Below are 26,719 nucleotides of genomic sequence, written 5' to 3'. Positions count from 1 at the left end.
ACGGCGGCGCGGGCGGCCATGGCCAGGCGCTGCTCCTCCGCGCGCAGGGCGGACTCGGCGTCGCCGCGCCGCTGGACGGAGTCCTCCAGCAGGTCCTGGGCGTGTTCGAGCTCGGCGGCCAGGATGAGTTCGCGTTCGCGGACCTCGGCGGCCTCGCGTTCGAGGTCCTCCGGGTCGCGGCCGCGCCGTTCGATGGCGGCGGCGTCGAGGGCGTGGCGGTGGCGCTCGGCGGCGAGTTGTTCGAGGCCGGTGATGCGCTCGCGCAGCGACGAGAGCCGGAAATAGGTCTCCTGGGCGGCCGAGAGCCGGGGCTGGGCCTCGGTCTCGGCGGCCTCCAGCGCGGCCTCGCGCTGCTGGCCCTCGGCGAGTTCGGTCTCGACCTGGGTGCGCCTGGCCTGGATCGCGGCCTCGTCCTCGGCCTCGCGCCGCAGCGTCGCCCGCAGGATGCAGACGTCGTCGGCGAGCAGGCGCAGTCGGGCGTCGCGCAGGTCGGCCTGGATGACGGCGGCCTTGCGGGCGATCTCCGCCTGGCGGCCGAGCGGCTTGAGCTGGCGCCGCAGCTCGGTGGTGAGGTCTTGTACGCGGGTGAGATTGGCCTGCATCGCGTCGAGCTTGCGCAGGGCCTTCTCCTTGCGCTTGCGGTGCTTGAGGACCCCGGCGGCCTCCTCGATGAAGGCCCTGCGGTCCTCAGGGCCCGCGTGAAGCACCGCGTCGAGCTGGCCCTGGCCGACGATGACGTGCATCTCACGGCCGATGCCGGAGTCCGACAGCAGTTCCTGGATGTCGAGCAGGCGGCAGGTGTCGCCGTTGATCGCGTACTCGCTCTGGCCCGATCGGAACATCAGGCGGCTGATCGTCACCTCGGTGTAGTCGATCGGCAGCGCACCGTCGGTGTTGTCGATCGTGAGGGTCACCTCGGCCCGGCCGAGCGGCGGCCGGGAGGAGGTGCCCGCGAAGATGACGTCCTCCATCTTGCCGCCGCGCAGCGACTTGGCGCTGTGCTCGCCCATGACCCAGGCCAGGGCGTCGACGACGTTGGACTTACCCGAGCCGTTGGGCCCGACCACGCAGGTGATGCCCGGCTCGAAGCGCAGGGCGGTGGCCGAGGCGAACGACTTGAATCCGCGCAGGGTCAGCGTTTTCAGATACAAGCCCGCCCCCTTCGACCATGTAGGGGGAAAGCCTACTGGTCTCCGGCTTCAGGCAGGCGGCAACGACGCACGCTTGGGAAAATGACAGGGGACGCCTCTACGAGACGTCCCTGGACGTTGCGCTCCGATCACTCAGGTGAGTGCCGGCTCGCGCTCCTGCAAACGGCCCCGAGCCTCGTCACGGGTCTGCGCCGCAAGAGCGTCGTTCTGGGCCTGGAGTCGGATGAGTTCTGCCTCCAGGTCCCGAATACGCTGCTGCAGACGGCGCATCTCCGAGACCATACGAGGGTCAGGACCGCCGACGTGGCCGAGTAGAGCCTTCGCCATGGTTAAGGGTCCTCCACGCTGAGTGACCAGACTGGTTCGCGCACTTCTGTTCCGCGGGAGGGGTGCGCGTGGTACTTAACAAGAGTCGCACCGGCAGTGATGGCGGTCAAGTCGAACGCACCGCTGCTGCCTACCCGTGGACACTCTCGACACACAAATATACACTATTTTCGGGGTTTAACGAAAGGGGCTACCGCTCCGTGAACCCCGTCAAACTACCTCGGGCTTCGCTCCAGCGCTCCACCACTCCATCCACCTGCCCCGGCGTGTCGCAACCCCGGAGCAGGTCGAGCAGCCTGGCGCAGCCGTCGCGCGCGCCCTCCGCCACCACCTCCACCCGGCCGTCGGCCGTGTTCCTCGCCCAGCCCGCCAGGCCGAGTTCCAGGGCCCTCGCGCGGGTCCACCAGCGGAATCCGACGCCCTGCACCCGGCCTCTCACCCAGGCGGTGAGCCGTACGGTGTCGTCCATGAGGTGTTCACACTCCGTTCCACGATTTCCGCATTCTGCACAGTGATCTCGCGGAAAGCGCGAATGGCTCCGGTTTCCCCGCCGCGCAACCACACCAGTCCGAGCCTGGACAGCGGCAGACCGTCCACTGGGACGAAAATCACATCCTCTTTGCTGTGATAAGCGGCCGTCGACGTGCAGAAAAGCATGCCACCCCGGTTCAGCGCGACCTGGGTGATCCCCTCCTGGCTGGTGGCGACGTCCGAGGCGGCCGGGATCGGCCGCCCGGCCGGTGTGGCGAGCGGCCTGATCAGCTCGCGCCAGCGGCGCGGAGCCGGGCCGGTCAGGCCCACCAGCGGGATCTCGGCGAGTTCCTCCACGTCGATCGACTCCCGGGCCGCGAGCGGGTGGTTCTTCCACAGCGCCAGCTTCATCCGCAGGTTGTTGAGCGCGTGCCCGGTCGCCAGGTCGGGCTCCTCGACCGGCAGCAGCGTGAAGGCCACGTCCACGACTCCCGCCCGCACCTTGGTGAACGGGTCGGCCAGTGGCACCTCGACCAGCTCGATCGCGCACTCCGGGTTGGCGCCCTCGAACGCGCAGACCGCCCGGGTCACCAGCGCCGACGGGGTGCCGAGGAAGCCGACGCGCAGCACGCCGTACACGTTCCTCGCGGCGGCCTTGGCCCGCTCGACCGCCCCGTGCACGCCCTCGTAGGACGGGCGCAGGTCGGCCAGGAACCGCTCGCCCAGCGGCGTCAGCCGCACCCTGCGGCTGGTGCGCTCGAACAGCCGCCCGCCGATCGCGCTCTCCAGCGCCCGCACGAGCTGGCTGACCCGGCCGGGCGACAAGTACAGGCGCTCCGCCGCCCGCGCGAAGTGCAGTTCCTCACTCAGTACGACGAAGGTCTCCAATTGCCGGTATTCCATCTCACCCCTTAGCTCACCTAAACCAAGGCTTCGCGACTCGTCATTGTTCCTGCTCGGATCCGCCGACAAGGTGGGTTCATATGACGATCGATACCTCCCGGGGGCATTGGGGCGCCGTGGCCGCCATCGCGGCCGGCACCTTCACCGTGGTGACCAGCGAGATGCTGGCCGTCGGCCTGCTCACCCCCATCGGCCGCGACCTCGGCGTGTCCGACGGGACCGCAGGGCTGACGATGACCGCACCGGCCATCACCGCCGCCCTGGCCGCGCCCACCCTGGTGGTCGCCACCCGCCGTGTGGACCGCCGCCCGCTGATGGCCGCGTTGATGCTCCTGCTCGTGGCGGCCAACCTGCTGGCCGCGCTGGCGCCGAACTTCACGGTCATGGTGATCGCGCGGGTGCTGGCCGGTGTGTCCATCGGCGGCTTCTGGGCCTTCGCCGCCGCGCTGGGCATGCGACTGGTCCCTGCGGCGGGAGCGGGCCGGGCCGCCTCGCTCATCACCGGCGGCGTCAGCGTGGCCTCCGTCGTGGGCGTCCCCACCGGCACCCTGATCTCCTCGCTGGCGAGCTGGCGGTGGGCCTTCGGCATCATGGCGGTACTGGCGCTGGCCGTACTCGTCGCGCTGGCCGCCCTGCTGCCCGCCGTGGCCCCCACGACGGTCATGCGGCTGCGCGGGGTGTGGGCCAACCCGGCCGCCCGCCCCGTGCTCTTCACGACCGCGCTGCTCGTGATCGGCCACTTCGCCGCCTACACCTACATCCGGCCGTTCCTGGAGCGCGCCGACGCCCCGGTCACGCTCACCCTCCTCGTGTTCGGCCTCGCCGGCGTCGTCGGCAACTTCGGCGCAGGGGCGCTCGGCTCCCCCCGCCGGGTCTTCGCCGGGATCGCCCTGACCATCGCGGTCGCCACCGCCCTGCTGCCGCTGATCGACGCCCCGATCCTGCTGGTCGCCCTCTGGGGCCTCGTCTACGGCGGCGTCGCCGTCTCGTGCAGCATGTGGATCCTCGGCGCCGGCGGCGGGGAGGCGGGCACGGCGCTGCTGTCGTCGATCTTCAACGCCGCCATCTCGGCCGGCGCGTTCATCGGCGGGATGGTCGTGGACGGCGTCTCGGTGACCGCCGTGATGTGGCTGGCCGCCGCGCTCGCCCTGCTCAGCGCGGCTTACGCTGGCATGTCGGGCAGGAGTACGACGAACGGTTCATGAACGCGTCGCGCCTGATCGGGGTGCCGCAGCGGGAGCAGGGCAGATCCCGCCGCCCGTACGCCTCAAGGGAGCGCTCGAAGTAGCCGCTCTCCCCGTTGACGTTCACGTACAGGCTGTCGAACGAGGTGCCGCCCTGCTCCAGCGCCGAGCTCATGACCTCGCGCACCCCGGCGAGCAGTTCACCGATCTTGGGCCGGGTGAGCGTGTCGGTCGCCCGCGCCCAGTGCAGCCGGGCCCGCCACAACGCCTCGTCGGCGTAGATGTTGCCGACGCCGCTGATCAGCGACTGGTCGAGCAGCGCCCGCTTGACCTCGGTGCGCTTGGTGCGCAGCCTGCGGGCGAAGACCTCGTCGTCGAAGGCGGACTCGAACGGGTCGGGGGCGATGTGCGCGATCGGCTCCGGCACCTGGCCGGACAGCGGGGCCACCATGACGTGGCCGAACGTGCGCTGGTCGACGAAGCGCAGGTCGGGGCCGCCGTCGGTGAAGGTCAGCCGTACCCGTAGATGCCGCTCAACCGGCGAGTCGGCCGGGACGACGAGCATCTGCCCGCTCATGCCCAGATGGGCCAGCAGCGCCTCGCCGCCGCCCAGCGGCAGCCACAGGTACTTGCCCCGGCGCGCGGCGAGTTCGACCGTGCGGCCCTTGAGCCGCGCGGCGAACTCCTCCGCGCCGAGCGTGTGGCGCCTGACCGCCCTCGGGTGCAGCACCTCGGCCCCGGCGATCTCGCGGCCGGTGATCCATTCGGCCAGCCCCCGGCGGACGACCTCGACCTCGGGTAGTTCCGGCATCCTCAGCCTGCCGGCTGGCTCTCACGCTGCTCGCGGCGCGTCTTGATGCGGGTCCACGCCGCCTCGGCCGCCTGCTGCTCGGCTTCCTTCTTGCTGCGGCCGGTGCCGGAGCCGTAGGACTCGCCGCCCAGGCGGACCACTGCGGTGAAGGACTTGGCGTGGTCGGGGCCGCTCTCCTCGACGTGGTACTCGGGGACGCCGAGCGCCTCGGAGGCGGTCAGTTCCTGCAGCGAGGTCTTCCAGTCGAGCCCGGCGCCCAGCGAGGCGGAGCGCACGATCAGCGGGTCGAACAGCAGGTGCACGACCCGGAACGCCTCGTCGAGGCCCTTGTCGACGTAGACGGCGCCGATCAGCGCCTCCAGCGTGTCGGCCAGGATCGAGGACTTGTCGCGGCCTCCCGTGCCCTCCTCGCCCCTGCCGAGCCGCAGGAAGCGGCCCAGGCCGAGCGAACGGGCCACGTCGGCCAGCGCGCGCATGTTGACCACCGCGGCCCGCAGCTTGGCGAGCTGCCCTTCGGGCAGGTCGGGGTGGTTGCGGTAGAGGGTGTCGGTGACCACCAGGCCCAGCACCGAGTCGCCCAGGAACTCCAGGCGCTCGTTGGTGGGCAGGCCACCGTTCTCGTAGGCGTACGAGCGGTGCGTCAGGCCCCGCTCAAGGATGCCGGAATCCAGCCGGACGGCAAGCACCCGCTCCAGCTCGTCGCGGGCGACCTCGACGGCCACCGGCTTAGGACCTGCGCCCATGTGTTCCTCCTCGGACATCGTTCACATGGCGCGATGGCTCCCGGAGGATGCCCGAAAACGTGGTGGGCGTCGGGGTGTGCCCCGGCGTCCACCACGGCCGCGGGCGAACCGCCACCGCACGCATCTCAAACGTTAACGCCGACCGGGGCACAATGGCACCCGGTCGGCATCACGTCAACTCTGCGAAATCAGGCGGACGGCTCGATGACCTGACGACGGTTGTAGGTGCCGCAGCTGGGGCAGGCGATGTGCGGCTGCTTGGGCGAACGGCACTGCGGGCAGCTCACCAGCGCGACAGCAGTCGTCTTCCACTGGGAGCGACGGGCGCGGGTGTTGCTCCGCGACATCTTTCGCTTCGGGACGGCCACGTCACTTCTCCTGATCGTTATCGTTCTCGGTTTTCAGACCTTGCAACGACGCCCAACGGGCGTCGATCTTCTCGTGCCGGTGATCGGAGCCGGCCTCGGCCAGCCTGATCCCGCATTCCGTGCAGAGTCCCTGGCAGTCGTCACCGCAGACGGGACTCAACGGCAGTGCGAGCACCGCCGCGTCGCGGAACGTCGGTTCGAGGTCGAGCAGTTCCCCGTCGAGCAGGGAGTCTTCTTCGGAGGCGTCCTCGTCGGAGTAGAAGAACAGCTCCTGGAGATCGACCTCCAGTCCGGAGGCGAGCGGTTCGAGGCATCGCACGCACTCCCCGGCGAGCGGGGCGCGGGCGGTGCCGCTGACGAGCACGCCTTCCATCACTGCTTCGAACCTGAGATCGAGCTCGACATCGGCGTCCTTGGGGACACCGATCATTTCGACGCCGAGATCCGCCGGTGCCGGGAGAGAGAAGGAACGCCGGAGCATCGTACCCGGACGCTTACCCAGGTCATGGGTGGAGATCACCCACGGGGAGCGGGGGTCGAGGTGCTTAGTCATCCTTGCTCTCGCTAGGCATGGCGGAGGTGTCGCCGTCGTACAAGGCCGAACAGAAAGAATACCAGGCCCGGGTCAGCCCCTGAGCCGCGCTATGAGCAGGGTGTGCACCAGGTCCGGCACCAGGCCCGAGACGTCGCCGCCGTAACGCGCGATCTCCTTGACCCGGCTGGAGGACAGGAAGGAGTATTCGGGGTTCGTCGGCATGAACAGCGTCTCCACCCCGGACAGCCGGTAGTTGAGCTGGGCCATCTGCAACTCGTAGTCGAAGTCGCTGACGACCCGGATGCCCTTGACGATGGCGGGGATGTCGTTGTCGCGGCAGAAGTCGACCAGCAGGCCGTGGAACTTCCGCACCCGGACGTTGGGGTACTCCTTGGTCACGGCCTGCAGGATCTCGATCCGCTCGTCGACCGTGAACAGACTGCTCTTCTCGATGTTGACGAGCACCGCGACGGTGACCTCGTCGTAGAGTCGGGCGGCCCGGCCGATGATGTCGAGGTGGCCGTTGGTGATGGGATCAAACGATCCCGGGCAGACAACGCGCCGCAAGACGCCCTCCCGTGCTCATGGGTTACTGGCGGCGCGACCGTACCAAACGGACGCTTCGCCATAGCGACGGACCCTCTCCTCCGCATACCCTTCCGGCCACACCAGGGCCTTTCCCCTGCTTTCCCGTTCAATCGCCACAACAGCCTCCTCCACCAGCCAACCGTTGTCGCGCAGCCGCTCCAGGACCAGCGTCACGTCCTCGTCCGTGACCGCGTACGGCGGGTCCGCGAAGACCACGTCGTACGGTCCCCCGTCCGGCTCCTTGCCCAGCAGCCGCTCCACCCGGTCGGGCACCACCTGTGCGCCGGGCAACCCGAGGGAGGCGGCGTTGGCCCTGATCGTGCGCACGGCCTTCGGGTCCGACTCGACGAGCAGCGCGTGCGCCGCCCCCCGCGACAGCGCCTCCAGGCCCACGGCCCCGGAACCCGCGTACAGGTCCGCCACCCGGGCCCCGTCCAGGTCGCCGAGTGAACCGAGGGTAGAGAAGATCCCTTCCCTTGCCCTGTCACTGGTAGGTCGCGTCCCGCGGCCCGACGGGACGGCCAGGCGGCGCCCACCCGCGCGCCCCGCGATGATCCGAGTCATGACGGCTATTGTCCCCCATGTCACCGCAGGTCAAGAGTGGACAAGTGTCGGCCTCGACTGCGCAAGGGTCGTTCACATCGGGGGGCGAGGTCAGCATGATGATGTCTGCGGCCTTCGAGATGACCCAAATGGAGGCCGACCGGCGTGATCGTGAGCCCTTCCGCACGCCGGGTCCCTCGGCACCTGACCCGAGGGTGGGCCCAGCCGGGGACGGCATTCGGGGGGAGGCCGTCCCCGCCGCTGGGATCTCAGACTCTCAGAGCGACGCTCTGGGAGTCTTCTGTTTCCCCGAGACCTTTACCCTCGGACCTCAGGTCTTCTCCAGGAGGTCGGCCTCCTGGTTACCGGCCGTCTGCCTGCGGGAACGTCATGCCTCAGGTCTTCTCCAGGAAGTCGGCCTTCTCGTCGGCCAGGAGGCGGGTGATCTCGGCCCTCAGGCCCGGGTGCGTGTCGAGGCCGGGGTCTGACTCCAGGAGCGCGGCGGCGTCGGCGCGGGCCGCCTCGATGACCTCCTCGTCGCGCAGCAACTGCAGCAGCTTCAGCGACGAGCGCTTCCCGGACTGGGCCGCTCCCAGGACGTCGCCCTCGCGGCGCTGCTCCAGGTCGACTCGCGACAGCTCGAACCCGTCGAGCGTGGCCGCCACCGCGTCGAGCCGCGCCCGGGCGGGTGTCCCCTCGGCGAACTCCGACACCAGCAGGCACAGTCCGGGCAGCCCGCCGCGCCCGACCCGGCCGCGCAACTGGTGGAGCTGGGAGACGCCGAAGCGGTCGGCGTCCATGATGACCATGACGGAGGAGTTGGGCACGTCGACCCCGACCTCGATCACGGTGGTGGCCACCAGGACGTCGACCTCGCCCCGGCTGAAGGCCCGCATGACCGCGTCCTTCTCCTCGGGCGCCAGCTTCCCGTGGAGTACCGCCACCCGCAGCCCGTGCAACGGTCCGGCGGTGAGGAGTTCGGCCACGTCGAGGACCGCCAGCGGCTGCCTGCGCTCCTCGGCGCCGTCCTTCGGCCGCTTGGCCTCGGGCTCGGCGTCGAAGGACGGCGCCAGGTCGCCCTCGTCGCCTTCGAGGTCGCCGATGCGCGGGCAGACGATGTACGCCTGCCTGCCGAGGCCGACCTCCTCGCGCACCCGCTCCCAGGTGCGGTCGAGATAGTGGGGCTTCTCGGCGGCGGGCACCACGTGGGTCGTGATGGGCGCCCGTCCGGACGGCAGTTGCGACAGCGTCGAGATCTCCAGATCGCCGAAGACGGTCATCGCGACCGTGCGCGGGATCGGCGTGGCGGTCATGACGAGCACGTGGGGCCGTCCGCCCGCGACCTTCTCCCTGAGCGCGTCGCGCTGCTCGACGCCGAAGCGGTGCTGCTCGTCGACCACGACCAGGCCCAGGTCGGCGAACTGCACGTGCTCCTGCAGCAGCGCGTGGGTGCCGACGACGATGCCCGCGGTGCCGGAGGCCGCGTCGAGCAGCGCGCCGCGCCGCGCGGCCGCGCCCATCGACCCGGTCAGCAGCGTGACGGCGGTGCCGCCGAACATGCCGCCCGCCGCGAGGTCGCCCAGCATGGCGGTGATCGAGCGGTGGTGCTGCTGGGCGAGCACCTCGGTGGGGGCGAGGAGGACGGCCTGCCCGCCCGCGTCGACGACCTGGAGCATCGCCCGCAGCGCCACGACGGTCTTGCCCGCGCCGACCTCGCCCTGCAACAGCCGGTGCATCGGGTGGGTGAGCGCGAGGTCGGCGGCGATCTCGGCGCCGACCGTGCTCTGCCCCTCGGTGAGCGCGAACGGGAGGCGGGCGTCGAAGTCGTCGAGCAGCCCCCCGGACCGGACCGGCCTGGCCTGGGCGGGCCAGGCCGTCGCCGCCTGCCTGCGCTGGAGCAGGACCGCCTGCAGCACGAACGCCTCGTCGAACTTCAGCCGGTGCCTGGCCCGGCCGATCTCGGCGAAGTCCTTGGGCCGGTGGATCGATTCCAGCGCCTCGGCCAGCCCCTGCAGCTTGTGACGGCGGCGCAGCTCGCCGGGCAGCGGGTCGTCGAGCGGCCCGAGCGTGTCGAGGACGACGCCGACGGCCCGCCTGATGGCCCACGGCGTGACGTCCTTGCCCGCCGGGTAGATCGGCACCGGCGCGGTCGAGAACTCCTCGGCGCTGGTCTCGGTCTCGTCGAACAGCTCGAACTCGGGATGGGCGAGCTGCCAGCGCGGAGTGCCGCGCGAGCCGAACAGGCTCACCTTGCCCGCGAACATGCCGCGCGAGCCGGGCTTGAGGCGCGACTCGGCGACGTGGGAGCCCTTGCCGAAGAACGACAGGTAGATCTTCTTGCCGGTGCCGTCGACGACCTCGACCTCCAGCCAGGTGCCGCCCCGGTTGCGCATGGGCTTGCGCATCGCGCGGGTGACCTCGCCCACGATCGTGGCGTGCTCGTCCACCTCCAGCATGTCGAGGGAGGTGAGCTCGCCGCGTTCGGCGTATCTGCGCGGATAGTGGCGCAGCAGGTCGCCGACCGTCTGCAGGTCGAGCACGTCGTGCAGCAGTTTGGCGGTCTTGGGATCGAGCGCCTTGGTCAGAGGCTCGTCGAAACGACTCACGGACAACAGTTCTACCGCGTGTGACCGACAGGAATCGTTCGACACCGATTTCGACACCGCCGAGGAACGGGTGGACGCCTGCTCGCCCTCGGCTCCGGGACCTCGCGGCGTTCCTCACGCGGGCACGCCGACCTCCCCGCGTGCGCTACTGTTGACGGTGGAGAATGTCCCGGTTGGTCGGAGCGTCCAGAGCTGGATTCGCACCCGGTGGTGAGGATCGGATATTCTCGTCTGGCTGGCCGGTCGTCCCGGCATGCCCTCCGCCCGGTCGTTGACAGCGGACAGGGCTACATCGACTGTTTTAAGGAGCGATACCGTGGCTTCCGTCTGCGATGTCTGCCGCAAGGGGCCGACCTTCGGCAACAACGTGTCCCACTCTCACCGCCGCACCCGTCGTCGTTGGAACCCCAACATCCAGACGGTCCGCGCGGTCATCGGCGGCACCCCGAAGAAGCTGAACGTGTGCACCTCGTGCATCAAGGCGGGCAAGGTCACCCGCTAGTCACAGTCTTGGTCCGAGCCCGGCGCATCCCCTGGAGCGCCGGGCTTTCGGCGTTCGCGGCCGGTCAGGACCTCCAGCGCCAGGCGTGGTCGACGGGGCCGATGCCCCCGCCGAGCGGGAAGCCGTGCGCGATGGCGCCCGTGACGTACTCCTTCGCCTTCTCCACGGCCGTCGGCACGTCGGCGCCCAGCGCCAGGTGGGAGGCTACGGCGGAGGCCAGCGTGCAGCCCGTCCCGTGGGTGTGACGGTTGTCGTGGCGCTCGGCCCTGAACAGGTACTCAGAGGTGCCGTCGGTCAGCAGGTCGACCGGCTCGCCCGGCAGGTGCCCGCCCTTGATCAGCGCCCACCTGGGGCCCAGCCCGAGTACGGCCTCCGCCGCGCGCCGCAGGTCCTTCTCGTCCTCCACGACGACGGACGTGAGCTGCTCGACCTCCCACAGGTTCGGCGTCACCACGGTGGCGACCGGCATCAGCCGGGTCCTGATCGTCTCGACCGCCTCGGGGGCCAGCAGGGAGTCGCCGTGCTTGGAGACGCCGACCGGGTCGACGACGAGCGGGGCCGGGTAGGCGCCCAGGACCTCGGAGACGGTCTCCACGAGCGTGGGCGAGGCCAGCATGCCGGTCTTGACCGCCTGGGCGCCGATGTCGCCGAGCACCGCGTCCAGCTGCGCGCGCACCGCTTCCTCCGGCAGCTCCCAGTAGCCCTTGACGCCGAGGGAGTTCTGCGCGGTCACGGCGGCGATGACACTCATGCCGTGGACGCCGAGGGCGAGCATGGTCTTCAGGTCGGCCTGGATGCCCGCGCCGCCTCCGGAGTCCGATCCGGCGACGGTGAGCACACGAGGAGGCGTCAAAGGGGTCATATCCCCCATCCAACCACTCAGGGGCACGCCATCTCACACGGGACGACGCGCCCCCTGCCACTAGGTCAGCGAGCAGTCACCGCCGACCAGACCGCAGTTCTGCGGCTGCGCGCCCGTGCCCGTCGCGGAGATCGTGAGGTTCTTCGACGCCCCGGCCGACAGCAGGCCGGCCACGTCGATGATCAGTAGCTGACCGTCCTGGGTCCAGTCGGCGCCGGTCACGTCGAGCACGCGGCCGGTGACGGGCAGCGAGAGCGTGATCCCGTTCAACTGCTGCGCCGAGGAGTTGAGCACCGAGACGCCGGCCGTGTACGTCCTGCCGTTCCGCTCGGTCACCTCGTAGTCCACGTCCACGGACGGGCCCGCGCTGCCGCCGCCGGTGATGCCGCCGTTGTGTCCGAAGCCCGACGTGGAACCGGTCGTCGGGATCGGGCCGCCGCTCTCGATCGTGCCCGTGCTCGGGTCGCCGGTGTTCTGCAGCCCGCCGGTCGGCTCCTCGGAGGGGGCGGGAGTCCTCGGCGGGCGGGTGGTCCTCTCCGGTGGTTTGGGGGTGTTGGTCCGCGTCTTGGTGGGGGTGGGGCGTGGAGGGGCGACCGTACGGCGTGGCGGCTGCGCCACCGGGCTGCTGGTCGTGGGCCTGGGCGTCTTGGTCTTCGTCCGCGACGGCTCCGGCTCCTCCGTGGGCTCCTCCTCCTCAGCGGGGGCGGGCTCGCTGGTCGCCACGGTCGGCGGCGGCGAACTGGTGCCGCCCTGGACCGCGGTGCACTTGCCACCGGGGCATTCGGCCTCGCCGGAGGCGCCCATCAGCTTGACCCCGGCGACCGTACCGCCGAGGACGACGGCCACCGCCGCCACCGACAGCAGCGCCACCCGGATCCGGCCGCCGCCGCCGGAGTTCTCGTCGTCGAAGCCGTCGCCGCCTCCGCCTCGGCGGCGGCCCTTGCGGCGGCGCGAGTCGTCCTCGAACTCCTCCGGCGCCCAGCCGGTGTCCGTGAACGTCTCGTTGCTGTCGGCCCAGGCGGGCGTCGGTGAGACGGCCGTCGGCGTCCCGGCCACCTTGATGTCGCCCGGCGCGGGCGGATGCCCGCCGTTCGGGGCACCGACCGGCTCGTCAGGCCGCCCGACGCCCTCGCGCGGCTCGCCGGTGACCTGGCCGAACGGATCGGTCCCGCTCTGCCCGAACGGCTCCGCGCCGCCCGGGTTCTGGTGGTGTGCTCCGCCCTGCTGGAACAGGTCCCCCGCCGGTCCCAGCGCGTCGCCCGCGCCCTGGACGGCGTGCGCGGCGCCGATGCCGAGCACCTGGGTCGCGTCGGGAGAGGTCAGGCCATCCCGCTCGTACGGCCCGGCCTGCGGGTCCCGTTGGTCGCGGGAACCGGCCTCGGGCCGCCTGAAGGCGTCGGAGCCGGACCCGACGCCGCCGGAGCGCGCGAAGGGACCGGAGTCACGGGAGGCGCCTGCTTCGGGGCGCTCGAACCCGCCGGGTTCAGGACGTTCGAAACGACCGGTCTCCGAGTGCTCGGAAGGATCGGCCTCAGAGCGCTCGAAGGAGCCGGCCTCCGGGCGTTCGAACATGCCGGTCACCGGCATGTCGAAGGCGCCCGTCACCGGGCCGTCGAAGTCCGGGCCCTCAGGTCCGAGCGCGTCTTCTCCCGGTCTGGGGCCCGTGCGCGCGGCTCCACCGGGTACGGCCCCACCGGGCCGGTCGTCGGCGAACGCGTCCGGCGGCGGCGTGACCCCTGCCCGTCCACGGCCGGATCCGGAATCGTCGCCGAACGGGGCCGGACCGTCCTGGTCGGACCCGCTTCTGCTCGCGTGCTCGTAAGCGCTCAGCGCCTGGCTGTCGAAGAAGCCCGTCTCCGGGCCGTCGAAGGATCCGGCCCCTGCCCGGTCGGCGCCCAACGGGTGCGCGGCCAGGGGATCGGAGTGCGGCGTCCGGGAATCGGGCGTCCGCGAATCGGGGTGCGGCGTCTGGGGATCGGGGACGGCCAGGTGCCGGTCGGACCCCGCCACCCGGTACTCGCCGCCGACCTGATGGTCAGAGCCGTATCCGAGCGAGTCGGCCCGGAGCGGATCGGACCCTAGCGGATCGGACTCCGGCGGCGGCTGCGCGACGAAGGCACCGGTCTCGTACGGCACCGCCCCGGCCGACGGCGGCGCGCCCTGGGACGATGCACCCGCGCCCTGGGACGGCATACCCGCCCCCCGAGTCGGCAGGCTGCCGCTCTCCGGACCCTGGGGCGCGCCCGGCGTCGGCGGGCCCGCGTTCTGCGGTGGCAGGCCGCCACCCTGGGACGGCAGGCCGCCGCTCCGAGAGGGGAAGCTCGCGTCCTGCGCGGGAAGACCCCCGCGCTGCGGTGGCCTGTCGCCGCCCTGCGGTCGCGGGCCCCCACTCTGGGGTGTCATACCGCCGCCCTGAGGCGGCAGGCCGCCGCTCCGGGGCGGCATGGCCTCACCCTGGGGCGGAATGGCGCCGCCCTGAGACGGCAGGTTCGCGATCTGGGTGGGGTCCGAGGCGTCGGAAGGTGACTCGGCGCGCTTGGACTTGGGAGCCCGCTTGCTCGTCGCGTCCGGGCCGTCAGGAAGCTCCGGCCAGCCGGGTTCGTCACTGTCCGTAGCGAAGAATGAGCTCGTGGCGGTCGGGTCGGGGGCTATGGACCAGGCTGCGGCTGGATCGGTGCTGTATCGGAGGTCCTCGTCCCGAGAGTCGTCGGACCCACCCATCCCCCGTTCATGCGCATCGGATCCACCTGTGCCGTGGCGGCCCATGGCTGCCCTTTCTGCCGGTTACAGTGGCCGCCAATCTTCATAACACCTTCGATACGCCCTTGTCACAGCTTTCACGTTAGTACCAGATTAATCACTGTGATTTTTACTCATATCGGGACAAATCACCCACGGAAGTGGTCCCATCCGCCCACCCTTATGTCACGCTCTGTGACGGTTACACCCTCGCCTGTCTCGACCCGGCCCACGACTGTCCAGTGCGGCGGCAGCCGTACACCCTCGGGGAACACCGCGACGAGCGCGTGGTCCTCTCCTCCCGCGAGCACCCAGTCCATCGGATCGGCCCCCACCTCCTTGGCCGCGAGGGCGACCGGTTCATCGACGGCGAAGGCCCGGGGGTCGAGGACGATCCGCACCCCACTGGCCCCGGCGATGTGGCCGAGGTCCTGGAGGAGCCCGTCGCTGACGTCCATCATGGCGCTCGCCCCCAGCCTCGCGGCCTCGGGCCCGCACGCGTACGGCGGCCTCGGCCTCCGATGCGCGCTCACCACTTCCTCCAGCGCCGTGGAAACCCGCGCGGAGGAGGACGCCCAGGGCGACCCCTCCGCCAGAGGCCGCCCGGAACGCTCGGACCCCCTGGCCGCAGCCTGCTCGGAGCCGCTGTCGGTGGCCAGGAGGAGGGCCAGGCCGGCGGCGGAGTAGCCGAGGTGGCCCGCGACGGCGACCACCTGACCCGGACGGGCGCCCGCGCGCGTGACCGGGGCCGCGCCGTCCAGGGAGCCGAGTGCCGTCACCCCCAGCACCACGAAATCGGCCGACGCGAGGTCGCCACCGGCCACGGAGGCGCCCACCAGCGCGCATTCGTCCCTCAGCCCCTCGGTCAGGCCGTCCACCCAGGACAGCGCCGTGTCGGCGGGCATGCCGAGCCCCACGACCAGCGCCGTGGGACGGGCGCCCATCGCGGCGATGTCCGCGAGGTTCTGCGCGGCGGCCTTGCGCCCGATGTCGTAGGCCGTGGACCAGTCGAGGCGGAAATGGCGCCCCTCGACGAGCAGGTCGGTCGAGACGACCACCCGGCCGTCCTGGGCGGCGACCACGGCGGCGTCGTCCCCGGGCCCGAGGAGCACGTCCGCCCCTTGCGACAACCGCCCAGAGATTCGAGAAATAACCCCAAATTCTCCAAAATTTCCGACTCTGATGGTGCACCTCCCGTCCAAACACCGTATGCCGAAGACTGCCACCCCGGCAGACCGGGGTATCCCGATCCAGAGACGACACCCGAACGACCCAGGGGGCGCCCTCCCGTACCAGGATGGTGAGGGGGTACGGTGGCCCTTCGGCGCTGATCCAATTCGCCCGGGAGGACGTCATGGTGCAGGCCTACATTCTCATCCAGACCGAGGTCGGCAAGGCCGCGACCGTCGCCGGCCAGATCGCCGGGATCACCGGTGTCACACAGGCGGAGGACGTGACCGGTCCCTACGATGTGATCGTGCGTGCCGAGGCCAACAACGTCGATGAACTCGGCAAGCTGGTGGTCGCCCAGATTCAGGCGGTGGAGGGCATCACACGTACTCTTACGTGTCCCATCGTCCACATCTGAGAGTTGTCAATGCGCGCCGCGGCCGTCCTCGTCACACTGCTCCTGCTCTCCGGCTGCGGCGGTGCCGTACAGATGGAGCCGCCCGTGCCCGAGGGCACGGCGGTCGAGGCGTGTACGCGGCTCGCCCCGCTCCTGCCTCAGGAGCTGGACGGCGCGGGGCGGACCGCGTCCACGCCCGAATCCCCCTATGTCACGGTGTGGGGCGAGGGTGAGATCGCGCTGCGGTGCGGCGTCCCGCGCCCGGCCCGGATGGCGCCCACCGACCGGCTCGACGAGATCGGCGGCGTCGGCTGGTTCACCGACCCCGACCGCCCCACCCTGTTCACAGCGGTGACGGACCTCGCCTACGTGGAGGTGACGGTCGCCGCCACCCGCGTCGCCCCCGAGGTGCTCGCCGACCTGTCCCGCCCGATCGCCCAGGCGACCGCACAGGCCGGGTAACCAGCACAGGCCAGGCAAACAGGCACAGGCCGGGTGAGCGGCGTCAGCGCAGGCCGGGTGAGCGGCTCAGGGCGAGTTGCACCAGCCGGTCCACGAGCTGCGGGTAGCTCAGCCCGGAGGCGGCCCACAACTGCGGCGCCACCGACAGCGACGTGAACCCCGGCATGGTGTTGATCTCGTTGAAGACGATCCCGCCGTCCGGCGTGTAGAAGAAGTCGACCCTGGACAGCCCCTCGCACTCCAGCGTCTGGAAGGCCAGCACCGCCATCGCCCGCACCCTCTCGGCCACGTCGGCGGGCAGGTCGGCGGGTACGTCGAGCGACATCTGGTCCGGGTAGTACTTCGCCTCGAAGTCGAAGAAGTCCTGCCCGCCCTCGACCCGCACCTCCCCCGGCTGCGAGGCGGCGGGCGGCTCGTCGCCGAGCGACTCCAGCACCGCGCACTCGATCTCCCGCCCGGCGACGGCGGCCTCGACGAGCACCTTGGGATCGTGCTCGCGGGCCAGCTCGACGGCCGCCTCCAGGGAGGCCCGGTCGGTGGCCCTGCTGATGCCCTGGGAGGACCCCGCACGGGCGGGCTTGACGAAGACGGGGTAGCCGAGCGACTCGGCCTCCTTGATCACACGTTCGCGGTCGAGCCGCCAGTCGCGCTCGCGCACCACCACGTACGGGCCGATGGGCAACCCGGCGGCGGCCATGACGGTCTTCATGTGCGCCTTGTCCATGCCGACGGCGCTGGCGAGCACCCCGGAGCCGACGTAGCGGACGCCCGCCATCTCCAGCAGCCCCTGGATGGTGCCGTCCTCGGCGAAGGGTCCGTGCATGACCGGGAAGACCACGTCCACCGCGCCGAGCTCGACCGGGATGGTCCCGGCGTCGTAGGCCATCAGCGAGCCGCCGTCGGCGGGCAGCGCGAGCGCGGTGCCCGAGGCGTCGACCTCGGGCAGCCGTCCCGCCTCGATGGCGTAGCTCTGGGCCGCGGAGGCGATCACCCAGCGGCCGTCCCGCGCGATCCCGATCGGGATCACTTCGTACTTGTCCCTGTCGATCGCGTCCAGCACACTGCCGGCCCCCATGAGGGATACGGCGTGTTCTGAGTTGCGACCTCCGAAAACGACGGCGACGCGTGGCTTGCTCATGGTGTCCGAATCTACCGGAGACAACCGGTCAGACACCGTAACGCTCGGGTTTGGGGGTGCGGGACATGAGCAGCATCCCCGCCTCCTTCGGCGACATGCCGTCGTGGACGACACCGACGACCACCTCGGTGATGGGCATCTCGACGTCGTGCTTGCGGGCGAGTTCGAGCACCGATTCGCACGACTTGACGCCTTCGACGGTCTGCCGGGTGGCGGCCGTCACCTCGGCCAGCGTCATGCCGCGCCCGAGGTTCTCGCCGAAGGTGCGGTTGCGCGCCAGCGGCGAGGTGCAGGAGGCGACCAGGTCGCCCATCCCGGCGAGGCCGGAGAAGGTGTGCGGGTCGGCGCCGAGCGCGGTGCCGAGCCGGGAGATCTCGGCCAGTCCCCGGGTGATGAGCATGGCGGAGACGTTGTCGCCCATGCCCATGCCGACGGCCACGCCGACGGCGAGCGCGATCACGTTCTTGACGGCGCCGCCGAGTTCGACGCCGACTACGTCGAGGTTCGTGTACGGCCGGAACCACGGCGGCAGGTGGCACGCCTGCTGGAGCCGGTTGGCGACACCCTCGTCCGTGCAGGCGACGACGGTGGCGGCGGGCTGCCGCTGGGCGATCTCCGGGGCGAGATTGGGCCCGGAGACGACCGCGACCCGCGCCTCCGGCACGCCGGCGACCTCGCGGATGACCTCGCTCATCCGCTTGGTGGTGCCGACCTCGATGCCCTTCATGAGGCTGACGAGCACCGCCCGCTCCGGGATGTGCTCGCGCCAGGCGGCCAGGTTGCCGCGCAGGGTCTGCGACGGGACGGCGAGCACCACGAACTCGGCCCCGTCGAGCGCCTCGGCGGGGGAGGTCGTGGCCCGCAGCCCCCGGGGCAGCTCGATCCCGGGAAGGTAGTCGGGGTTGCCCTTGCCGTCATTGATCGCCTGCACGAGTTCCGGCCGCCGCCCCCACAGGGTGACCTGGTTGCCGACCTCGGCGAGGATCATGGCGAACGTGGTGCCCCACGAGCCGGTGCCGAATACCGCGATCCTGGTCATGCGCTCACCGTCCGGCCGGGTCGTAGGGGGTCTCCGGGGCCTTCCCGCCTCTGAGTTCGGCGAGTTGCGCCGTGATGGCCGCCATGATGTCGGCGGTGGCCTCGCGCAGCACGTCGGCGTGCGGCGACCGCCCAGCGTACCCGGACAGGTCCACTGGCCGTCCCACGCTGACCCGGAACGTCTTGCGCGGGAACAGCCTGGGCTTCTTCTCACCGTACGGCAGCACGTCCTGAGCCCCCCAGTGGGCCACCGGGATGACCGGGGCGCCGCTCTCCAGCGCGAGCCTGGCGGCGCCGGTCTTGCCGACCATGGGCCACAGGGCGGGGTCGCGGGTGCAGGTGCCCTCGGGGTAGAAGAACACGGCCGCGCCGTCGGCGAGCCGCCCCTCGGCCGCCTTCAGCGACCTGATGGCCTCGTCGCTGCCGCGTTCGACGGGGATGGCCAGCAGCCCGCGCACGGCCGCGCCGAGGAACGGCACCCGGAAGAGGCCCGCCTTGGCGAGAATCACCGGCCAGCGCCCGTTGTTGTAGAGGAAGTGCGAGACCAGCAGCGGATCCACCCACGACAGGTGGTTGGCCACGATGATCACGCCGCCCGCGCGCGGCAGGCGCTCACCGTGCCGCCAGTCCTTCTTCACCAGGAGCCACGACAGCGGTTTCACGATGACCACCGCCAGGGTCTCCCAGAATCGGGATGGTCGCACGGGGCGGCTCATGGTCTCCTCCAACGGGTACGGCTTGCACCCCAAGTCTCCCGGTTGCCCGCGCGGGATGTCGAGGCAGGAGACTTAACCCTATGAGCATCCGCTGGTCACTGGTCGTTCCGGTCAAGACACTGGTCGCCGCCAAGACCCGCCTGGCCGAGGCGACGGGTCCGCACCGCACCCGGCTCGCGGTGGCCGTGGCGTGCGACACCGTCTCCGCCGTACTCGCCTGCCCGCTGGTCGCGCGGGCGATCGTGGTGACGGCCGATCCCGCCGCCGCCGGTCCGCTCGGCGCCCTCGGCGCCGAGGTGGTGCCCGATCCCGACCTCGGCCTGAACACCGCGCTGCGCACCGGGGCCGCCCACGCCGTACGGCTGGAGCCCGGCCACGCCGTGGGCGCGCTCCAGGCGGACCTGCCCGCGCTGCGCCCGGCCGAACTGGCCGAGGTGCTGGCGGCGGCGGCCGAGTTCGACCAGTCGTTCGTGCCCGACGCGCTCGACGTCGGCACGACCTTCTACGGGGTACGGCCCGGCGTCCCGTTCACCCCGCGCTTCGGCGGCGAGTCGCGGGCCAGGCACCTGGCGGGCGGCGCCAAGGAACTGCTCCTGCCCGGCGTCGACTCGGTGCGCCGCGACGTGGACACCCCCGACGACCTGCGCGCGGCCCTCGCGCTCGGCCTCGGCCGGCACACGGCGGCGGTCGTCAGCGATCTGTGGCCGGATCCAGCTTCCTGACCGCCCGCGACCAGGCGGCGGGCAGGTAGGCGAGCCCGCACACCAGCGTGGCCGCCACGAAGACGGCCTGCGCGCCCGCCCATTCGCCGAGCGCGCCCCCGGCCAGCCCGCCGAGCGGCAGCGCGCTCCACATCAGGAAGCGCATGCTCGCGTTGACCCGCCCGAGCAGGTGCTCCGGCGTGGTGCGCTGGCGGTAGCTGAGCTGCGTGATGCCGAAGACGACGGAGCTGAGCGCGACCGCCGTCAGGAACACCGGGAACAGCCCCAGCCGCCAGTCCCCGCCGGTCAGCGCGATCGGCGGGTAGAGCACGCAAGTCGCTCCCGCGCTCGCCGCCATGGTCCGGCCGGTGCCGTACCGCGCGACGGCGCGTGGGGCGAGCGCCGCGCCCGCGAGCCCGCCCAGCGCGCTGATCGACAACATCAGCCCGTACGCTCCCGCGCCCAGCTCCAGCTCCCCGACCAGGAACAACGGGGCGCCGACCGCCCACATGCCGTTGCCGAGCTGCACGAGCGCGCCGAGCACGGCGACCGTGCGCAGCACCGGCTCGCGCCGTACGTAGGCGATGCCCTCGGCGATCTCGCGGCGCAGGTGCCCGCGTCCGCCCTCTGCCGGGCTCTCCTCCGCGCGGACCCGGGACAGCAGCAGCCCGGACAGCAGATAGCTGACGGCGTCGAGGAACAGCGCGACGGGCGCGGTGAGCCACTGCACGAGCGCGCCGCCGATGCCGGGACCGGCCAGGGTCGCGGTCCTGCCGGTGACCTCCAGGACGCTGTTGCCGCCTTCGAGGCGGTCGCGGCCGACGACGGCGGGCAGGAAGCTCATGTGGGCGATGTCGAAGAAGACCGTGCCGAAGCCGATGACGAGCGCGACGGCGTAGAGCTGCCACAGCGACAGGACCCCGTACCAGGCGGCGACGGGCACCGTCAGCAGCGCGAGGCCGCGCACCACGTCGGCCCAGATGAGCACAGGGCGCCTGCGCAGCCGGTCCACCCAGACTCCGGCGGGCAGCCCGACGAGGAGGAAGGCGGCCGTCTCGGCGGCGGTGAGCAGGCCGAGCTCGAACGGGTCCGCCCCGAGGGTGAGGACCGCGGCCAGCGGCAACGCGATCAGGGTGACCTGGGTGCCGAGCTGGGTGATCGCGTTCGCCGTGGCGAAACGGGCGAAATCAGACCGCATGCCGGTGATCGTGACCCGGGTGGCTCGCGGCGGGCAAACGATTTACGCTGGGCGGGTGCAGGCGACAGTGCGCACCTACGACCCGGCGACCCGCTCCGGCACGGTCTTCCTCGACGACGGCACCGTGCTCGCTTTCCCCGCGCGGGCCTTCGACGCGGGCCCGTTGCTGCTGCTGCGGTCCGGTCAGCGGGTCAACATCGCGGTGTCCGGCGAGGAGATCACCTTCATCACGCTGTCCACGTTCCCGCTGCCGTCCTGAAAACAGGACCGCCCGGACCCCTCGCAAAGGGCCCGGGCGCTCATGCCGCGCTGGTTACTTCTTCTTCGCCCTCTTGCCGCCGTCGTTCACCAGCTCCTTGAAGTCGGAGCCCGGACGGAACTTCGGCGCCCAGCTCTCGGCGACCTTGATCTCCGCGCCGGTCGACGGGTTCCTTGCCGTGCGCGCAGGCTTGTGGACCATCTCGAACGCGCCGAAGCCCGTGATCGAGACCTTGTCTCCGTTCGCGACCGCCTTCTGGACGGCATCGATTATCGCGTTGACGGCCTCGGTGGCCGTCTTCTTGTCGCCCACCCGATCTGCGATGGCGTCGACGAGTTCCCGCTTGTTCATCTATCCCCCTGTTATGGCTCGGGGTTCCAGCAACACTCGCCTCACGTAGAAACCCCTTACGCGACTCGAAATTAAGGGGCTTTCCGAGGGAACTCAATCACCACCCGTGTTTTCGTGACCGCGTGGCGTGTCGCCGAGTGCTTCCAGGAAGGCGTCGAGACGTGCCGCCGCCCGCTCCGGATCGCGTTTGGCGAGGTCGCAGATCGCCAGATATTTGCGGGCCAGTCGCTCTTTCTCGGCGCGCGGCGACGCGCGGACGCGGCGGTGCGCCTCGCGCAGCCGCCGCGCCAATGCGTCGCCTTCCAGCGCTTCGTCTTCTAGACGGTCGTCGGCAGCCATGGCTGCCGACCATTCTCGTACGCGCTGATGTCGTCGGCGTGACGCAGGGTCAGCCCGATGTCGTCGAGGCCCTCCAGCAGCCGCCAGCGCGTGTAGTCGTCGATCTCGAAGGTCCAGCTCCGGCCCGCGGCGCGGACCTCGCGCGCGGCGAGGTCGACGGTGATCTCCAGCGTCGGGTCGGCCTCGACCTGGTCGTGCAGGCTCTCGACCACGTCGGCGTCGAGGACGACGGGCAGCAGGCCCATCTTCGTGGAGTTGTTGCGGAAGATGTCGCCGAAGCGGGGGGCGATCACGACGCGGAAGCCGTACTGCTGGATGGCCCAGACGGCGTGCTCGCGCGAGGAGCCGGTGCCGAAGTCGGGGCCCGCCAGCAGGATCGTGGCGCCGCCGTAGGCGGGGTCGTTGAGGACGAAGGACGGGTCCTCGCGCCAGGCGGAGAACAGGCCCTTCTCGAAGCCCGTGCGGCTGACCTGCTTGAGCCAGACGGCCGGGATGATCTGGTCGGTGTCGACGTTGCTGCGGCGCAGCGGCACCGCCGTACCGGTGTGCGTGGTGAAGGCGTCCATGGTGCTGCTCCTAGAGGTCGGCGGGGGCGGTCAGGCGGCCGGTGACGGCGGTCGCGGCGGCGACCTGCGGCGAGACCAGGTGGGTGCGTCCGCCCTTGCCCTGGCGGCCCTCGAAGTTGCGGTTGGAGGTGGAGGCGCTGCGCTCGCCGGGCTGGAGGGTGTCGGGGTTCATGCCGAGGCACATCGAGCAGCCCGCCTGGCGCCACTCGGCTCCGGCGGCCTCGAAGACCTTGTCCAGGCCCTCCTTCTCGGCCTCCAGCTTGACCAGCATGGAGCCGGGGACGATCAGCGTGCGGGTCCTGACCTTGCGCCCGCGCAGGATCTCGGCGGCGGCGCGCAGGTCCTCGATGCGGCCGTTGGTGCACGAGCCGACGAAGACGGTGTCGACCTCGATCTCGCGCAGCGGGGTGCCCGCCGTGAGGCCCATGTACTCGAGCGCGCGCTCGGCGGCGGCCCGCTCGGTGGCGTCGGCGATGCGGCCGGGGTCGGGCACGGCCTCGCCCAGCGGCAGCCCCTGCCCGGGGTTGGTGCCCCAGGTGACGAACGGCGTCAGCGTGGACGCGTCGATCTCCACGACCTTGTCGAAGACCGCGTCGTCGTCGGTCTTCAGCGTCTTCCAGTACTCGACGGCCTGCTCCCACGCCGCCCCCTGCGGCGCGTGCGTGCGGCCCTTGAGGTAGGCGAAGGTGGTCTCGTCGGGGGCGATCATGCCCGCGCGGGCCCCGGCCTCGATGGACATGTTGCAGACGGTCATCCGGCCCTCCATGGAGAGCTTGCGGACGGCCTCGCCCCGGTACTCCACGATGTAGCCCTGGCCGCCGCCGGTGCCGATCTTGGCGATGATGGCCAGGATCAGGTCCTTGGCGGTGACTCCGGCGGGCAGTTCGCCGGCGACCTCGATGGCCATCGTCTTCGGCCGGTAGGCGGGCAGGGTCTGGGTGGCGAGCACGTGCTCGACCTCGGAGGTGCCGATGCCGAAGGCGATGCCGCCGAAGGCGCCGTGGGTGGAGGTGTGAGAATCACCACACACAATGGTCATGCCGGGCTGGGTGAGGCCGAACTGCGGGCCGATGATGTGCACCACGCCCTGGCCGGCGTCGCCCATCGGGTGCAGGCGGACGCCGAACTCGGCGGCGTTCTTGCGCAGCGTCTCGACCTGCGTCTTCGAGACCGGGTCCGAGATGGGGCCGAGCACCGTCGGCACGTTGTGGTCCTCGGTGGCGATGGTGAGATCGGGTCTGCGCAGCTTGCGTCCGGCCATGCGCAGGCCGTCGAAGGCCTGGGGGCTGGTCACCTCGTGGATCAGGTGCAGGTCGATGAAGAGCAGGTCGGGTTCGCCCTCCGCACGCCGTACGACGTGTCGCTCCCAGACCTTCTCGGCCAGTGTGCGGCCCATTCCGATCTCCTTATGACGTTCTGCGGCGCTGCGCACCGCGGCTCGGTCGCCGTTGTCCCGGGCTTTCCCCTCGCGTGCCCGCGCGGGTTGTACCGACTTGCCTTCTCATATGCCGAGACGGCAGTATCGGCTTATGGACAACTCTAGCGGAGTCGGCGTACTGGACAAGGCCGTTCTCGTGCTCAATGCCCTCGAAGCGGGCCCGGCCTCCCTCGCCCAGCTCGTCCAGGCCACCGGCCTGGCCCGCCCCACGGCCCACCGCCTGGCCGTCGCCCTTGAGCACCACCGCATCGTCACCCGTGACACACAGGGCCGTTTCGTCCTCGGCCCGAGGCTTTCCGAGTTGTCCACGGCGGCGGGTGAGGACCGGTTGCTCGCCGTCGCGGCCCCCGTGCTGACCCAGTTGCGCGACCTGACGGGTGAGAGCGCCCAGCTCTATCGCCGCCAGGGCGACGAACGGGTCTGCGTTGCGGCGGCCGAGCGGGCCAGCGGCCTGCGCGACACCGTTCCCGTGGGCTCGGCGCTGCCGATGGGCGCGGGCTCCGCCGCGCAGATCCTGCTGGCCTGGGAGGAGCCCGACCGCCTGCACAGGGGGTTGCGCGGCGCCAAGTTCACCGCGGCGACGCTGGCCAGCGTGCGGCGCAGGGGCTGGGCGCACAGTGTGGGCGAGCGCGAGCAGGGCGTGGCCAGCGTCTCGGCCCCGATCAGGGGCAACGGCGGCAAGGTCGTCGCGGCGGTCTCGGTCTCCGGCCCCATCGAACGGCTCACCCGGGCGCCGGGGCGGTTGCACGCCGTACCGGTGATGGCGGCGGCCGAACGGATCACCGAGTCCATGCGCAGGTCGTCATGATCAGCTAAACCGTCTATTTGGGGAGCCGAGCGCGTCCCGGGAGCACTAGCCTGAGTGGGTGACAGATCGCATCGAGGTAGCTGCCACTGAGCTGCGACCCTTGCTCGAAGAGTTCATCGTCTGGGCTCGCACCAACGCGCCCGGCAGCTCCGCCGAACTGGTGGGGCCCGCCGCACTGTGGCACCGCATCTCCTTCTCTTCCCACGTCGGCACCTGGAAGCGCGCCGGCCTGCGGGAAGTCCTGCTCGACCAGATGCCCAAGGTGGTCGACGACCCCGATGCTGCAGCCGACGGCATGGTCCCGGCGCTCGACGCGTATCTCACGTTCCTGTCGAAGACCGGCCGGCTGACCCAGCAGTCCGACTCCCTGTCCGACCTGCTCGACGAACTCGGCGACATCGAGGACGAGTTCGTCGAGCGCATGGAGGACCTCATCGGCGACGAGGAGGACGACGAGGAAGCGGGCGGCGACGAGGGCGGCGACCTCGGCGACTTCGAGCCGTTCGCCGACGAGCTCGCCGAACTCGACACGATCAGGCTGCAGCCCGACGCGGTGCTGGCCGAGCACGCGCGGGCCGTCCCGCTGATCGCCAAGGCCCGCGACCTGTCGGTCTGGGTCGGCACCGCCCGCCGCGTCGGCGAGGAGACCCTGCTGTCTCCCGAGGAGGTCGCCGAGGCCCTCGACGTGGTCGGCCTGCCGAGGCCCGCGCACGGCGAGGACGTCCCACAGCTGTGGAACATCTGGAACCTCGCCGTCGACCTCGAGTTCATCGAACCGTCCGGCGACGACACCGTCAGCGCCCAGGAGGACACCTCCGAGTGGCCCTTCGACGACGACGAGGACGTCCTCGACGCCTGGATGCTCGGCGTGCGCTCGGTCGACTACGGCGATCCCGAGCTTGAGGACGAGGACCTCACCCTGGCCCTGGCCGGGCTCACCCGGGGCCTGCTGATCCGGCTGCTGCTGGCGGGCGGCGGGCGCGAGCTCAACGGGCTGCGCGAGGAACTCGGCGAAGCCGCGGCCGACGTCGACGAACTCGGCGGTGAGGCGTGGGCGGCGGCCCGCGACCACTACGGCGACCCGCTGGCGCCGGTGCTCGACTGGCTGATCGGCTACGGCCTGGTCGCGGTCTCCGGCGACGGCGTCGAGCTGACCTCGCTCGGCGTCGAGGGCGTCGTCCACCTGGCCGACGACGCCGACATCGAGGTCGACGCACGTCCGGCCATCGAGTCGATGAGCGCCCTCGACCTGCTCATGCTCAGCGCCGAACTGCCGGAGGAGGAGGCCAACACCGAGTTCGCCGCCTGGATGCGACTGCGCGAGCCCGCCCAGGCCGCCAAGGAGCTGCTGGAGGCGGCGGCCGAGGACGCCGGCGACGCGCTCATCCGCGTCCAGGCGACCAGCGTGGTCGACACGCTCGGCGACGACGCCGTCCCGGCCTGGCAGGAGGCGCTGGAGGTGCCGTCGCTGCGTCCGTACGCGGCCACGCACCTGAGCCGCCGCAACGTGCCCGACGCCCCGAAGCCCACCCAGGACGACACCAACTGGCTGATCCTCGACATGTGGACGATCTCAGCCGGACTGGGCCGCTCGGAGTTCCTCGGCAGCCTGCGCGACATCGGCGACGACATGCTCGGCGACCTGCTGGAGGTCGTCTGGAAGATCCCGCACGCGCACGTCGAGGAACTGCTGGAACTGATCTCTCAGGTCCACCCGGACAAGCAGGTGGCCAAGGCCGCCAAGCGGGCGCTGTTCAAAGCCCGCTCAGCGGCCTCGTAGCGGGCGTTGTTCACAGCCCGCTCAG

30 protein-coding genes are annotated in these 26,719 nt (G+C 71.1%); 8 read left to right on the top strand and 22 right to left on the bottom strand.

Going from position 1 to position 26,719, the window contains the following annotated elements; all coding sequences use genetic code 11:
* The 4 genes from ABD120_RS10665 to ABD120_RS10650 all read right to left on the bottom strand — a co-directional run.
* A partial coding sequence (locus ABD120_RS10665; RefSeq protein WP_343949594.1) for a chromosome segregation SMC family protein occupies nucleotides 1–1,151 on the bottom strand: 1,151 nt, incomplete at its 3' end.
* Nucleotides 1,152–1,283: 132 nt separating this feature from the next.
* Complete coding sequence (locus ABD120_RS10660) at nucleotides 1,284–1,478, bottom strand: hypothetical protein (RefSeq protein WP_221340212.1); 195 nt, start codon at nucleotides 1,476–1,478, stop codon at nucleotides 1,284–1,286.
* Between the two features lie 190 nt (nucleotides 1,479–1,668).
* Nucleotides 1,669–1,947 carry an acylphosphatase gene (locus ABD120_RS10655; protein WP_343949593.1) on the bottom strand — a complete coding sequence of 93 codons (279 nt, stop codon included), beginning with the start codon at nucleotides 1,945–1,947 and terminating at the stop codon, nucleotides 1,669–1,671.
* The gene (locus tag ABD120_RS10650) at nucleotides 1,914–2,852 is read right to left on the bottom strand and encodes a LysR family transcriptional regulator (RefSeq protein WP_343949592.1); all 939 of its coding nucleotides are present in this window, start codon (nucleotides 2,850–2,852) and stop codon (nucleotides 1,914–1,916) included. Before ABD120_RS10650 ends, ABD120_RS10655 begins: the two co-directional genes overlap by 34 nt.
* Nucleotides 2,853–2,932: 80 nt before the next feature.
* On the opposite strand from ABD120_RS10650, the gene ABD120_RS10645 reads away from it, so the two are divergent.
* Nucleotides 2,933–4,057, top strand: a complete 1,125-nt coding sequence (locus ABD120_RS10645) for an MFS transporter (protein WP_343949591.1) — start codon at nucleotides 2,933–2,935, stop codon at nucleotides 4,055–4,057.
* Here ABD120_RS10645 and mutM read toward each other — a convergent pair.
* The 7 genes from mutM to recG all read right to left on the bottom strand — a co-directional run bounded on the left by mutM (nucleotide 4,005) and on the right by recG (nucleotide 10,230).
* A complete protein-coding gene (mutM, locus tag ABD120_RS10640; RefSeq protein WP_343949590.1) occupies nucleotides 4,005–4,847 on the bottom strand; it encodes a bifunctional DNA-formamidopyrimidine glycosylase/DNA-(apurinic or apyrimidinic site) lyase in 843 nt (280 codons plus the stop codon). The genes ABD120_RS10645 and mutM overlap by 53 nt on opposite strands.
* Nucleotides 4,848–4,849: 2 nt before the next feature.
* Complete coding sequence (gene rnc, locus ABD120_RS10635; protein ID WP_425563951.1) at nucleotides 4,850–5,590, bottom strand: ribonuclease III; 741 nt, start codon at nucleotides 5,588–5,590, stop codon at nucleotides 4,850–4,852.
* Nucleotides 5,591–5,778: 188 nt separating this feature from the next.
* A complete protein-coding gene (rpmF, locus tag ABD120_RS10630) occupies nucleotides 5,779–5,958 on the bottom strand; it encodes a 50S ribosomal protein L32 (RefSeq protein ID WP_157250905.1) in 180 nt (59 codons plus the stop codon).
* Nucleotide 5,959: 1 nt separating this feature from the next.
* A complete protein-coding gene (locus tag ABD120_RS10625) occupies nucleotides 5,960–6,511 on the bottom strand; it encodes a YceD family protein (RefSeq protein WP_343949589.1) in 552 nt (183 codons plus the stop codon).
* A gap of 72 nt (nucleotides 6,512–6,583) precedes the next feature.
* Nucleotides 6,584–7,060 (bottom strand): pantetheine-phosphate adenylyltransferase, encoded by a 477-nt coding sequence (gene coaD, locus ABD120_RS10620; RefSeq protein ID WP_343949588.1) that lies wholly within the window; start codon nucleotides 7,058–7,060, stop codon nucleotides 6,584–6,586.
* 15 nt (nucleotides 7,061–7,075) lie between these two features.
* Nucleotides 7,076–7,645, bottom strand: a complete 570-nt coding sequence (gene rsmD / locus ABD120_RS10615; protein WP_343949587.1) for a 16S rRNA (guanine(966)-N(2))-methyltransferase RsmD — start codon at nucleotides 7,643–7,645, stop codon at nucleotides 7,076–7,078.
* Nucleotides 7,646–8,019: 374 nt separating this feature from the next.
* Nucleotides 8,020–10,230: an ATP-dependent DNA helicase RecG gene (recG, locus tag ABD120_RS10610; RefSeq protein ID WP_343949586.1), complete on the bottom strand. Its 2,211-nt coding sequence runs from the start codon at nucleotides 10,228–10,230 to the stop codon at nucleotides 8,020–8,022.
* A 316-nt stretch (nucleotides 10,231–10,546) separates the two neighbouring features.
* Here recG and rpmB point away from each other — a divergent pair, with 316 nt between their 5' ends.
* Nucleotides 10,547–10,732 (top strand): 50S ribosomal protein L28, encoded by a 186-nt coding sequence (gene rpmB, locus ABD120_RS10605; protein ID WP_049556934.1) that lies wholly within the window; start codon nucleotides 10,547–10,549, stop codon nucleotides 10,730–10,732.
* 64 nt (nucleotides 10,733–10,796) lie between these two features.
* Here rpmB and thiD read toward each other — a convergent pair whose 3' ends face one another.
* The 3 genes from thiD to ABD120_RS10590 form a co-directional block, all read right to left on the bottom strand.
* Nucleotides 10,797–11,603, bottom strand: a complete 807-nt coding sequence (gene thiD / locus ABD120_RS10600) for a bifunctional hydroxymethylpyrimidine kinase/phosphomethylpyrimidine kinase (RefSeq protein WP_343949585.1) — start codon at nucleotides 11,601–11,603, stop codon at nucleotides 10,797–10,799.
* 51 nt (nucleotides 11,604–11,654) lie between these two features.
* Entirely contained in the window at nucleotides 11,655–13,787 is a 2,133-nt protein-coding gene (locus ABD120_RS10595; protein ID WP_343949584.1) for a hypothetical protein, read from the bottom strand.
* A 695-nt stretch (nucleotides 13,788–14,482) separates the two neighbouring features.
* The gene (locus ABD120_RS10590; RefSeq protein WP_425563957.1) at nucleotides 14,483–15,535 is read right to left on the bottom strand and encodes a thiamine-phosphate kinase; all 1,053 of its coding nucleotides are present in this window, start codon (nucleotides 15,533–15,535) and stop codon (nucleotides 14,483–14,485) included.
* 152 nt (nucleotides 15,536–15,687) lie between these two features.
* Here ABD120_RS10590 and ABD120_RS10585 point away from each other — a divergent pair, with 152 nt between their 5' ends.
* Together ABD120_RS10585 and ABD120_RS10580 are read left to right on the top strand one after the other, a co-directional pair.
* Nucleotides 15,688–15,921 carry an Lrp/AsnC family transcriptional regulator gene (locus ABD120_RS10585; RefSeq protein ID WP_343949582.1) on the top strand — a complete coding sequence of 78 codons (234 nt, stop codon included), beginning with the start codon at nucleotides 15,688–15,690 and terminating at the stop codon, nucleotides 15,919–15,921.
* Nucleotides 15,922–15,930: 9 nt separating this feature from the next.
* Nucleotides 15,931–16,362 (top strand): DUF3515 family protein, encoded by a 432-nt coding sequence (locus tag ABD120_RS10580; protein WP_343949581.1) that lies wholly within the window; start codon nucleotides 15,931–15,933, stop codon nucleotides 16,360–16,362.
* A 43-nt stretch (nucleotides 16,363–16,405) separates the two neighbouring features.
* Here the strand turns inward: ABD120_RS10580 and ABD120_RS10575 are convergent, their stop codons facing one another.
* Genes ABD120_RS10575 through ABD120_RS10565 form a run of 3 tightly spaced genes read right to left on the bottom strand, consistent with a single transcriptional unit; the run spans nucleotide 16,406 to nucleotide 19,254 of the window.
* Nucleotides 16,406–17,500, bottom strand: a complete 1,095-nt coding sequence (locus ABD120_RS10575; protein WP_343949580.1) for a D-alanine--D-alanine ligase family protein — start codon at nucleotides 17,498–17,500, stop codon at nucleotides 16,406–16,408.
* 28 nt (nucleotides 17,501–17,528) lie between these two features.
* A complete protein-coding gene (locus ABD120_RS10570; protein ID WP_343949579.1) occupies nucleotides 17,529–18,539 on the bottom strand; it encodes an NAD(P)H-dependent glycerol-3-phosphate dehydrogenase in 1,011 nt (336 codons plus the stop codon).
* Between the two features lie 4 nt (nucleotides 18,540–18,543).
* A complete protein-coding gene (locus ABD120_RS10565) occupies nucleotides 18,544–19,254 on the bottom strand; it encodes a lysophospholipid acyltransferase family protein (protein ID WP_343949578.1) in 711 nt (236 codons plus the stop codon).
* A gap of 80 nt (nucleotides 19,255–19,334) precedes the next feature.
* On the opposite strand from ABD120_RS10565, the gene cofC reads away from it, so the two are divergent.
* The gene (cofC, locus tag ABD120_RS10560) at nucleotides 19,335–19,976 is read left to right on the top strand and encodes a 2-phospho-L-lactate guanylyltransferase (protein ID WP_343949577.1); all 642 of its coding nucleotides are present in this window, start codon (nucleotides 19,335–19,337) and stop codon (nucleotides 19,974–19,976) included.
* Here the strand turns inward: cofC and ABD120_RS10555 are convergent.
* A complete protein-coding gene (locus tag ABD120_RS10555; RefSeq protein WP_343949576.1) occupies nucleotides 19,945–21,153 on the bottom strand; it encodes an MFS transporter in 1,209 nt (402 codons plus the stop codon). The two genes, cofC and ABD120_RS10555, sit on opposite strands and share 32 nt — an antisense overlap.
* Before the next feature lie 55 nt (nucleotides 21,154–21,208).
* Between ABD120_RS10555 and ABD120_RS10550 the strand changes: the two genes are divergently transcribed.
* Nucleotides 21,209–21,412, top strand: a complete 204-nt coding sequence (locus ABD120_RS10550) for a hypothetical protein (protein ID WP_343949575.1) — start codon at nucleotides 21,209–21,211, stop codon at nucleotides 21,410–21,412.
* A gap of 54 nt (nucleotides 21,413–21,466) precedes the next feature.
* On the opposite strand, the gene ABD120_RS10545 is transcribed toward ABD120_RS10550, so the two are convergent.
* The 4 genes from ABD120_RS10545 to leuC form a co-directional block, all read right to left on the bottom strand.
* Nucleotides 21,467–21,763, bottom strand: a complete 297-nt coding sequence (locus tag ABD120_RS10545; RefSeq protein WP_343949574.1) for an HU family DNA-binding protein — start codon at nucleotides 21,761–21,763, stop codon at nucleotides 21,467–21,469.
* A gap of 93 nt (nucleotides 21,764–21,856) precedes the next feature.
* Nucleotides 21,857–22,102, bottom strand: coding sequence for an SCO5555 family protein (locus ABD120_RS10540; protein WP_343949573.1), 246 nt, complete (start codon nucleotides 22,100–22,102; stop codon nucleotides 21,857–21,859).
* Nucleotides 22,081–22,668 carry a 3-isopropylmalate dehydratase small subunit gene (gene leuD / locus ABD120_RS10535; protein ID WP_343949572.1) on the bottom strand — a complete coding sequence of 196 codons (588 nt, stop codon included), beginning with the start codon at nucleotides 22,666–22,668 and terminating at the stop codon, nucleotides 22,081–22,083. The genes ABD120_RS10540 and leuD overlap by 22 nt, the downstream gene beginning before the upstream one ends.
* 10 nt (nucleotides 22,669–22,678) lie before the next feature.
* Nucleotides 22,679–24,064, bottom strand: a complete 1,386-nt coding sequence (gene leuC, locus ABD120_RS10530; RefSeq protein WP_343949571.1) for a 3-isopropylmalate dehydratase large subunit — start codon at nucleotides 24,062–24,064, stop codon at nucleotides 22,679–22,681.
* A gap of 133 nt (nucleotides 24,065–24,197) precedes the next feature.
* On the opposite strand from leuC, the gene ABD120_RS10525 reads away from it, so the two are divergent.
* Nucleotides 24,198–24,914, top strand: coding sequence for an IclR family transcriptional regulator (locus ABD120_RS10525; RefSeq protein WP_343949570.1), 717 nt, complete (start codon nucleotides 24,198–24,200; stop codon nucleotides 24,912–24,914).
* Between the two features lie 58 nt (nucleotides 24,915–24,972).
* Nucleotides 24,973–26,694 (top strand): hypothetical protein, encoded by a 1,722-nt coding sequence (locus ABD120_RS10520; protein ID WP_343949569.1) that lies wholly within the window; start codon nucleotides 24,973–24,975, stop codon nucleotides 26,692–26,694.
* Nucleotides 26,695–26,719: the final 25 nt, after the last annotated feature.

This window comes from Nonomuraea longicatena (assembly GCF_039525605.1).
Lineage (GTDB): Bacteria > Actinomycetota > Actinomycetes > Streptosporangiales > Streptosporangiaceae > Nonomuraea > Nonomuraea longicatena.
Note: the sequence above shows the minus strand (reverse complement) of the source record. Positions and strands in the feature narration are given on the sequence as shown.

Bases quoted from the DNA above. Each gene is read 5' to 3' on its own strand.
- ABD120_RS10660 (WP_221340212.1), bottom strand. From the start codon at position 1,478: ATGGCGAAGGCTCTACTCGGCCACGTCGGCGGTCCTGACCCTCGTATG.
- ABD120_RS10655 (WP_343949593.1), bottom strand. From the start codon at position 1,947: ATGGACGACACCGTACGGCTCACCGCCTGGGTGAGAGGCCGGGTGCAG.
- ABD120_RS10650 (WP_343949592.1), bottom strand. From the start codon at position 2,852: ATGGAATACCGGCAATTGGAGACCTTCGTCGTACTGAGTGAGGAACTG.
- ABD120_RS10645 (WP_343949591.1), top strand. From the start codon at position 2,933: ATGACGATCGATACCTCCCGGGGGCATTGGGGCGCCGTGGCCGCCATC.
- mutM (WP_343949590.1), bottom strand. From the start codon at position 4,847: ATGCCGGAACTACCCGAGGTCGAGGTCGTCCGCCGGGGGCTGGCCGAA.
- rnc (WP_425563951.1), bottom strand. From the start codon at position 5,590: ATGGGCGCAGGTCCTAAGCCGGTGGCCGTCGAGGTCGCCCGCGACGAG.
- ABD120_RS10625 (WP_343949589.1), bottom strand. From the start codon at position 6,511: ATGACTAAGCACCTCGACCCCCGCTCCCCGTGGGTGATCTCCACCCAT.
- rsmD (WP_343949587.1), bottom strand. From the start codon at position 7,645: ATGACTCGGATCATCGCGGGGCGCGCGGGTGGGCGCCGCCTGGCCGTC.
- thiD (WP_343949585.1), bottom strand. From the start codon at position 11,603: ATGGGGGATATGACCCCTTTGACGCCTCCTCGTGTGCTCACCGTCGCC.
- ABD120_RS10595 (WP_343949584.1), bottom strand. From the start codon at position 13,787: ATGCCGTCCCAGGGCGCGGGTGCATCGTCCCAGGGCGCGCCGCCGTCG.
- ABD120_RS10585 (WP_343949582.1), top strand. From the start codon at position 15,688: ATGGTGCAGGCCTACATTCTCATCCAGACCGAGGTCGGCAAGGCCGCG.
- ABD120_RS10580 (WP_343949581.1), top strand. From the start codon at position 15,931: ATGCGCGCCGCGGCCGTCCTCGTCACACTGCTCCTGCTCTCCGGCTGC.
- ABD120_RS10575 (WP_343949580.1), bottom strand. From the start codon at position 17,500: ATGAGCAAGCCACGCGTCGCCGTCGTTTTCGGAGGTCGCAACTCAGAA.
- ABD120_RS10570 (WP_343949579.1), bottom strand. From the start codon at position 18,539: ATGACCAGGATCGCGGTATTCGGCACCGGCTCGTGGGGCACCACGTTC.
- ABD120_RS10565 (WP_343949578.1), bottom strand. From the start codon at position 19,254: ATGAGCCGCCCCGTGCGACCATCCCGATTCTGGGAGACCCTGGCGGTG.
- cofC (WP_343949577.1), top strand. From the start codon at position 19,335: ATGAGCATCCGCTGGTCACTGGTCGTTCCGGTCAAGACACTGGTCGCC.
- ABD120_RS10555 (WP_343949576.1), bottom strand. From the start codon at position 21,153: ATGCGGTCTGATTTCGCCCGTTTCGCCACGGCGAACGCGATCACCCAG.
- ABD120_RS10545 (WP_343949574.1), bottom strand. From the start codon at position 21,763: ATGAACAAGCGGGAACTCGTCGACGCCATCGCAGATCGGGTGGGCGAC.
- ABD120_RS10540 (WP_343949573.1), bottom strand. From the start codon at position 22,102: ATGGCTGCCGACGACCGTCTAGAAGACGAAGCGCTGGAAGGCGACGCA.
- leuD (WP_343949572.1), bottom strand. From the start codon at position 22,668: ATGGACGCCTTCACCACGCACACCGGTACGGCGGTGCCGCTGCGCCGC.
- leuC (WP_343949571.1), bottom strand. From the start codon at position 24,064: ATGGGCCGCACACTGGCCGAGAAGGTCTGGGAGCGACACGTCGTACGG.
- ABD120_RS10525 (WP_343949570.1), top strand. From the start codon at position 24,198: ATGGACAACTCTAGCGGAGTCGGCGTACTGGACAAGGCCGTTCTCGTG.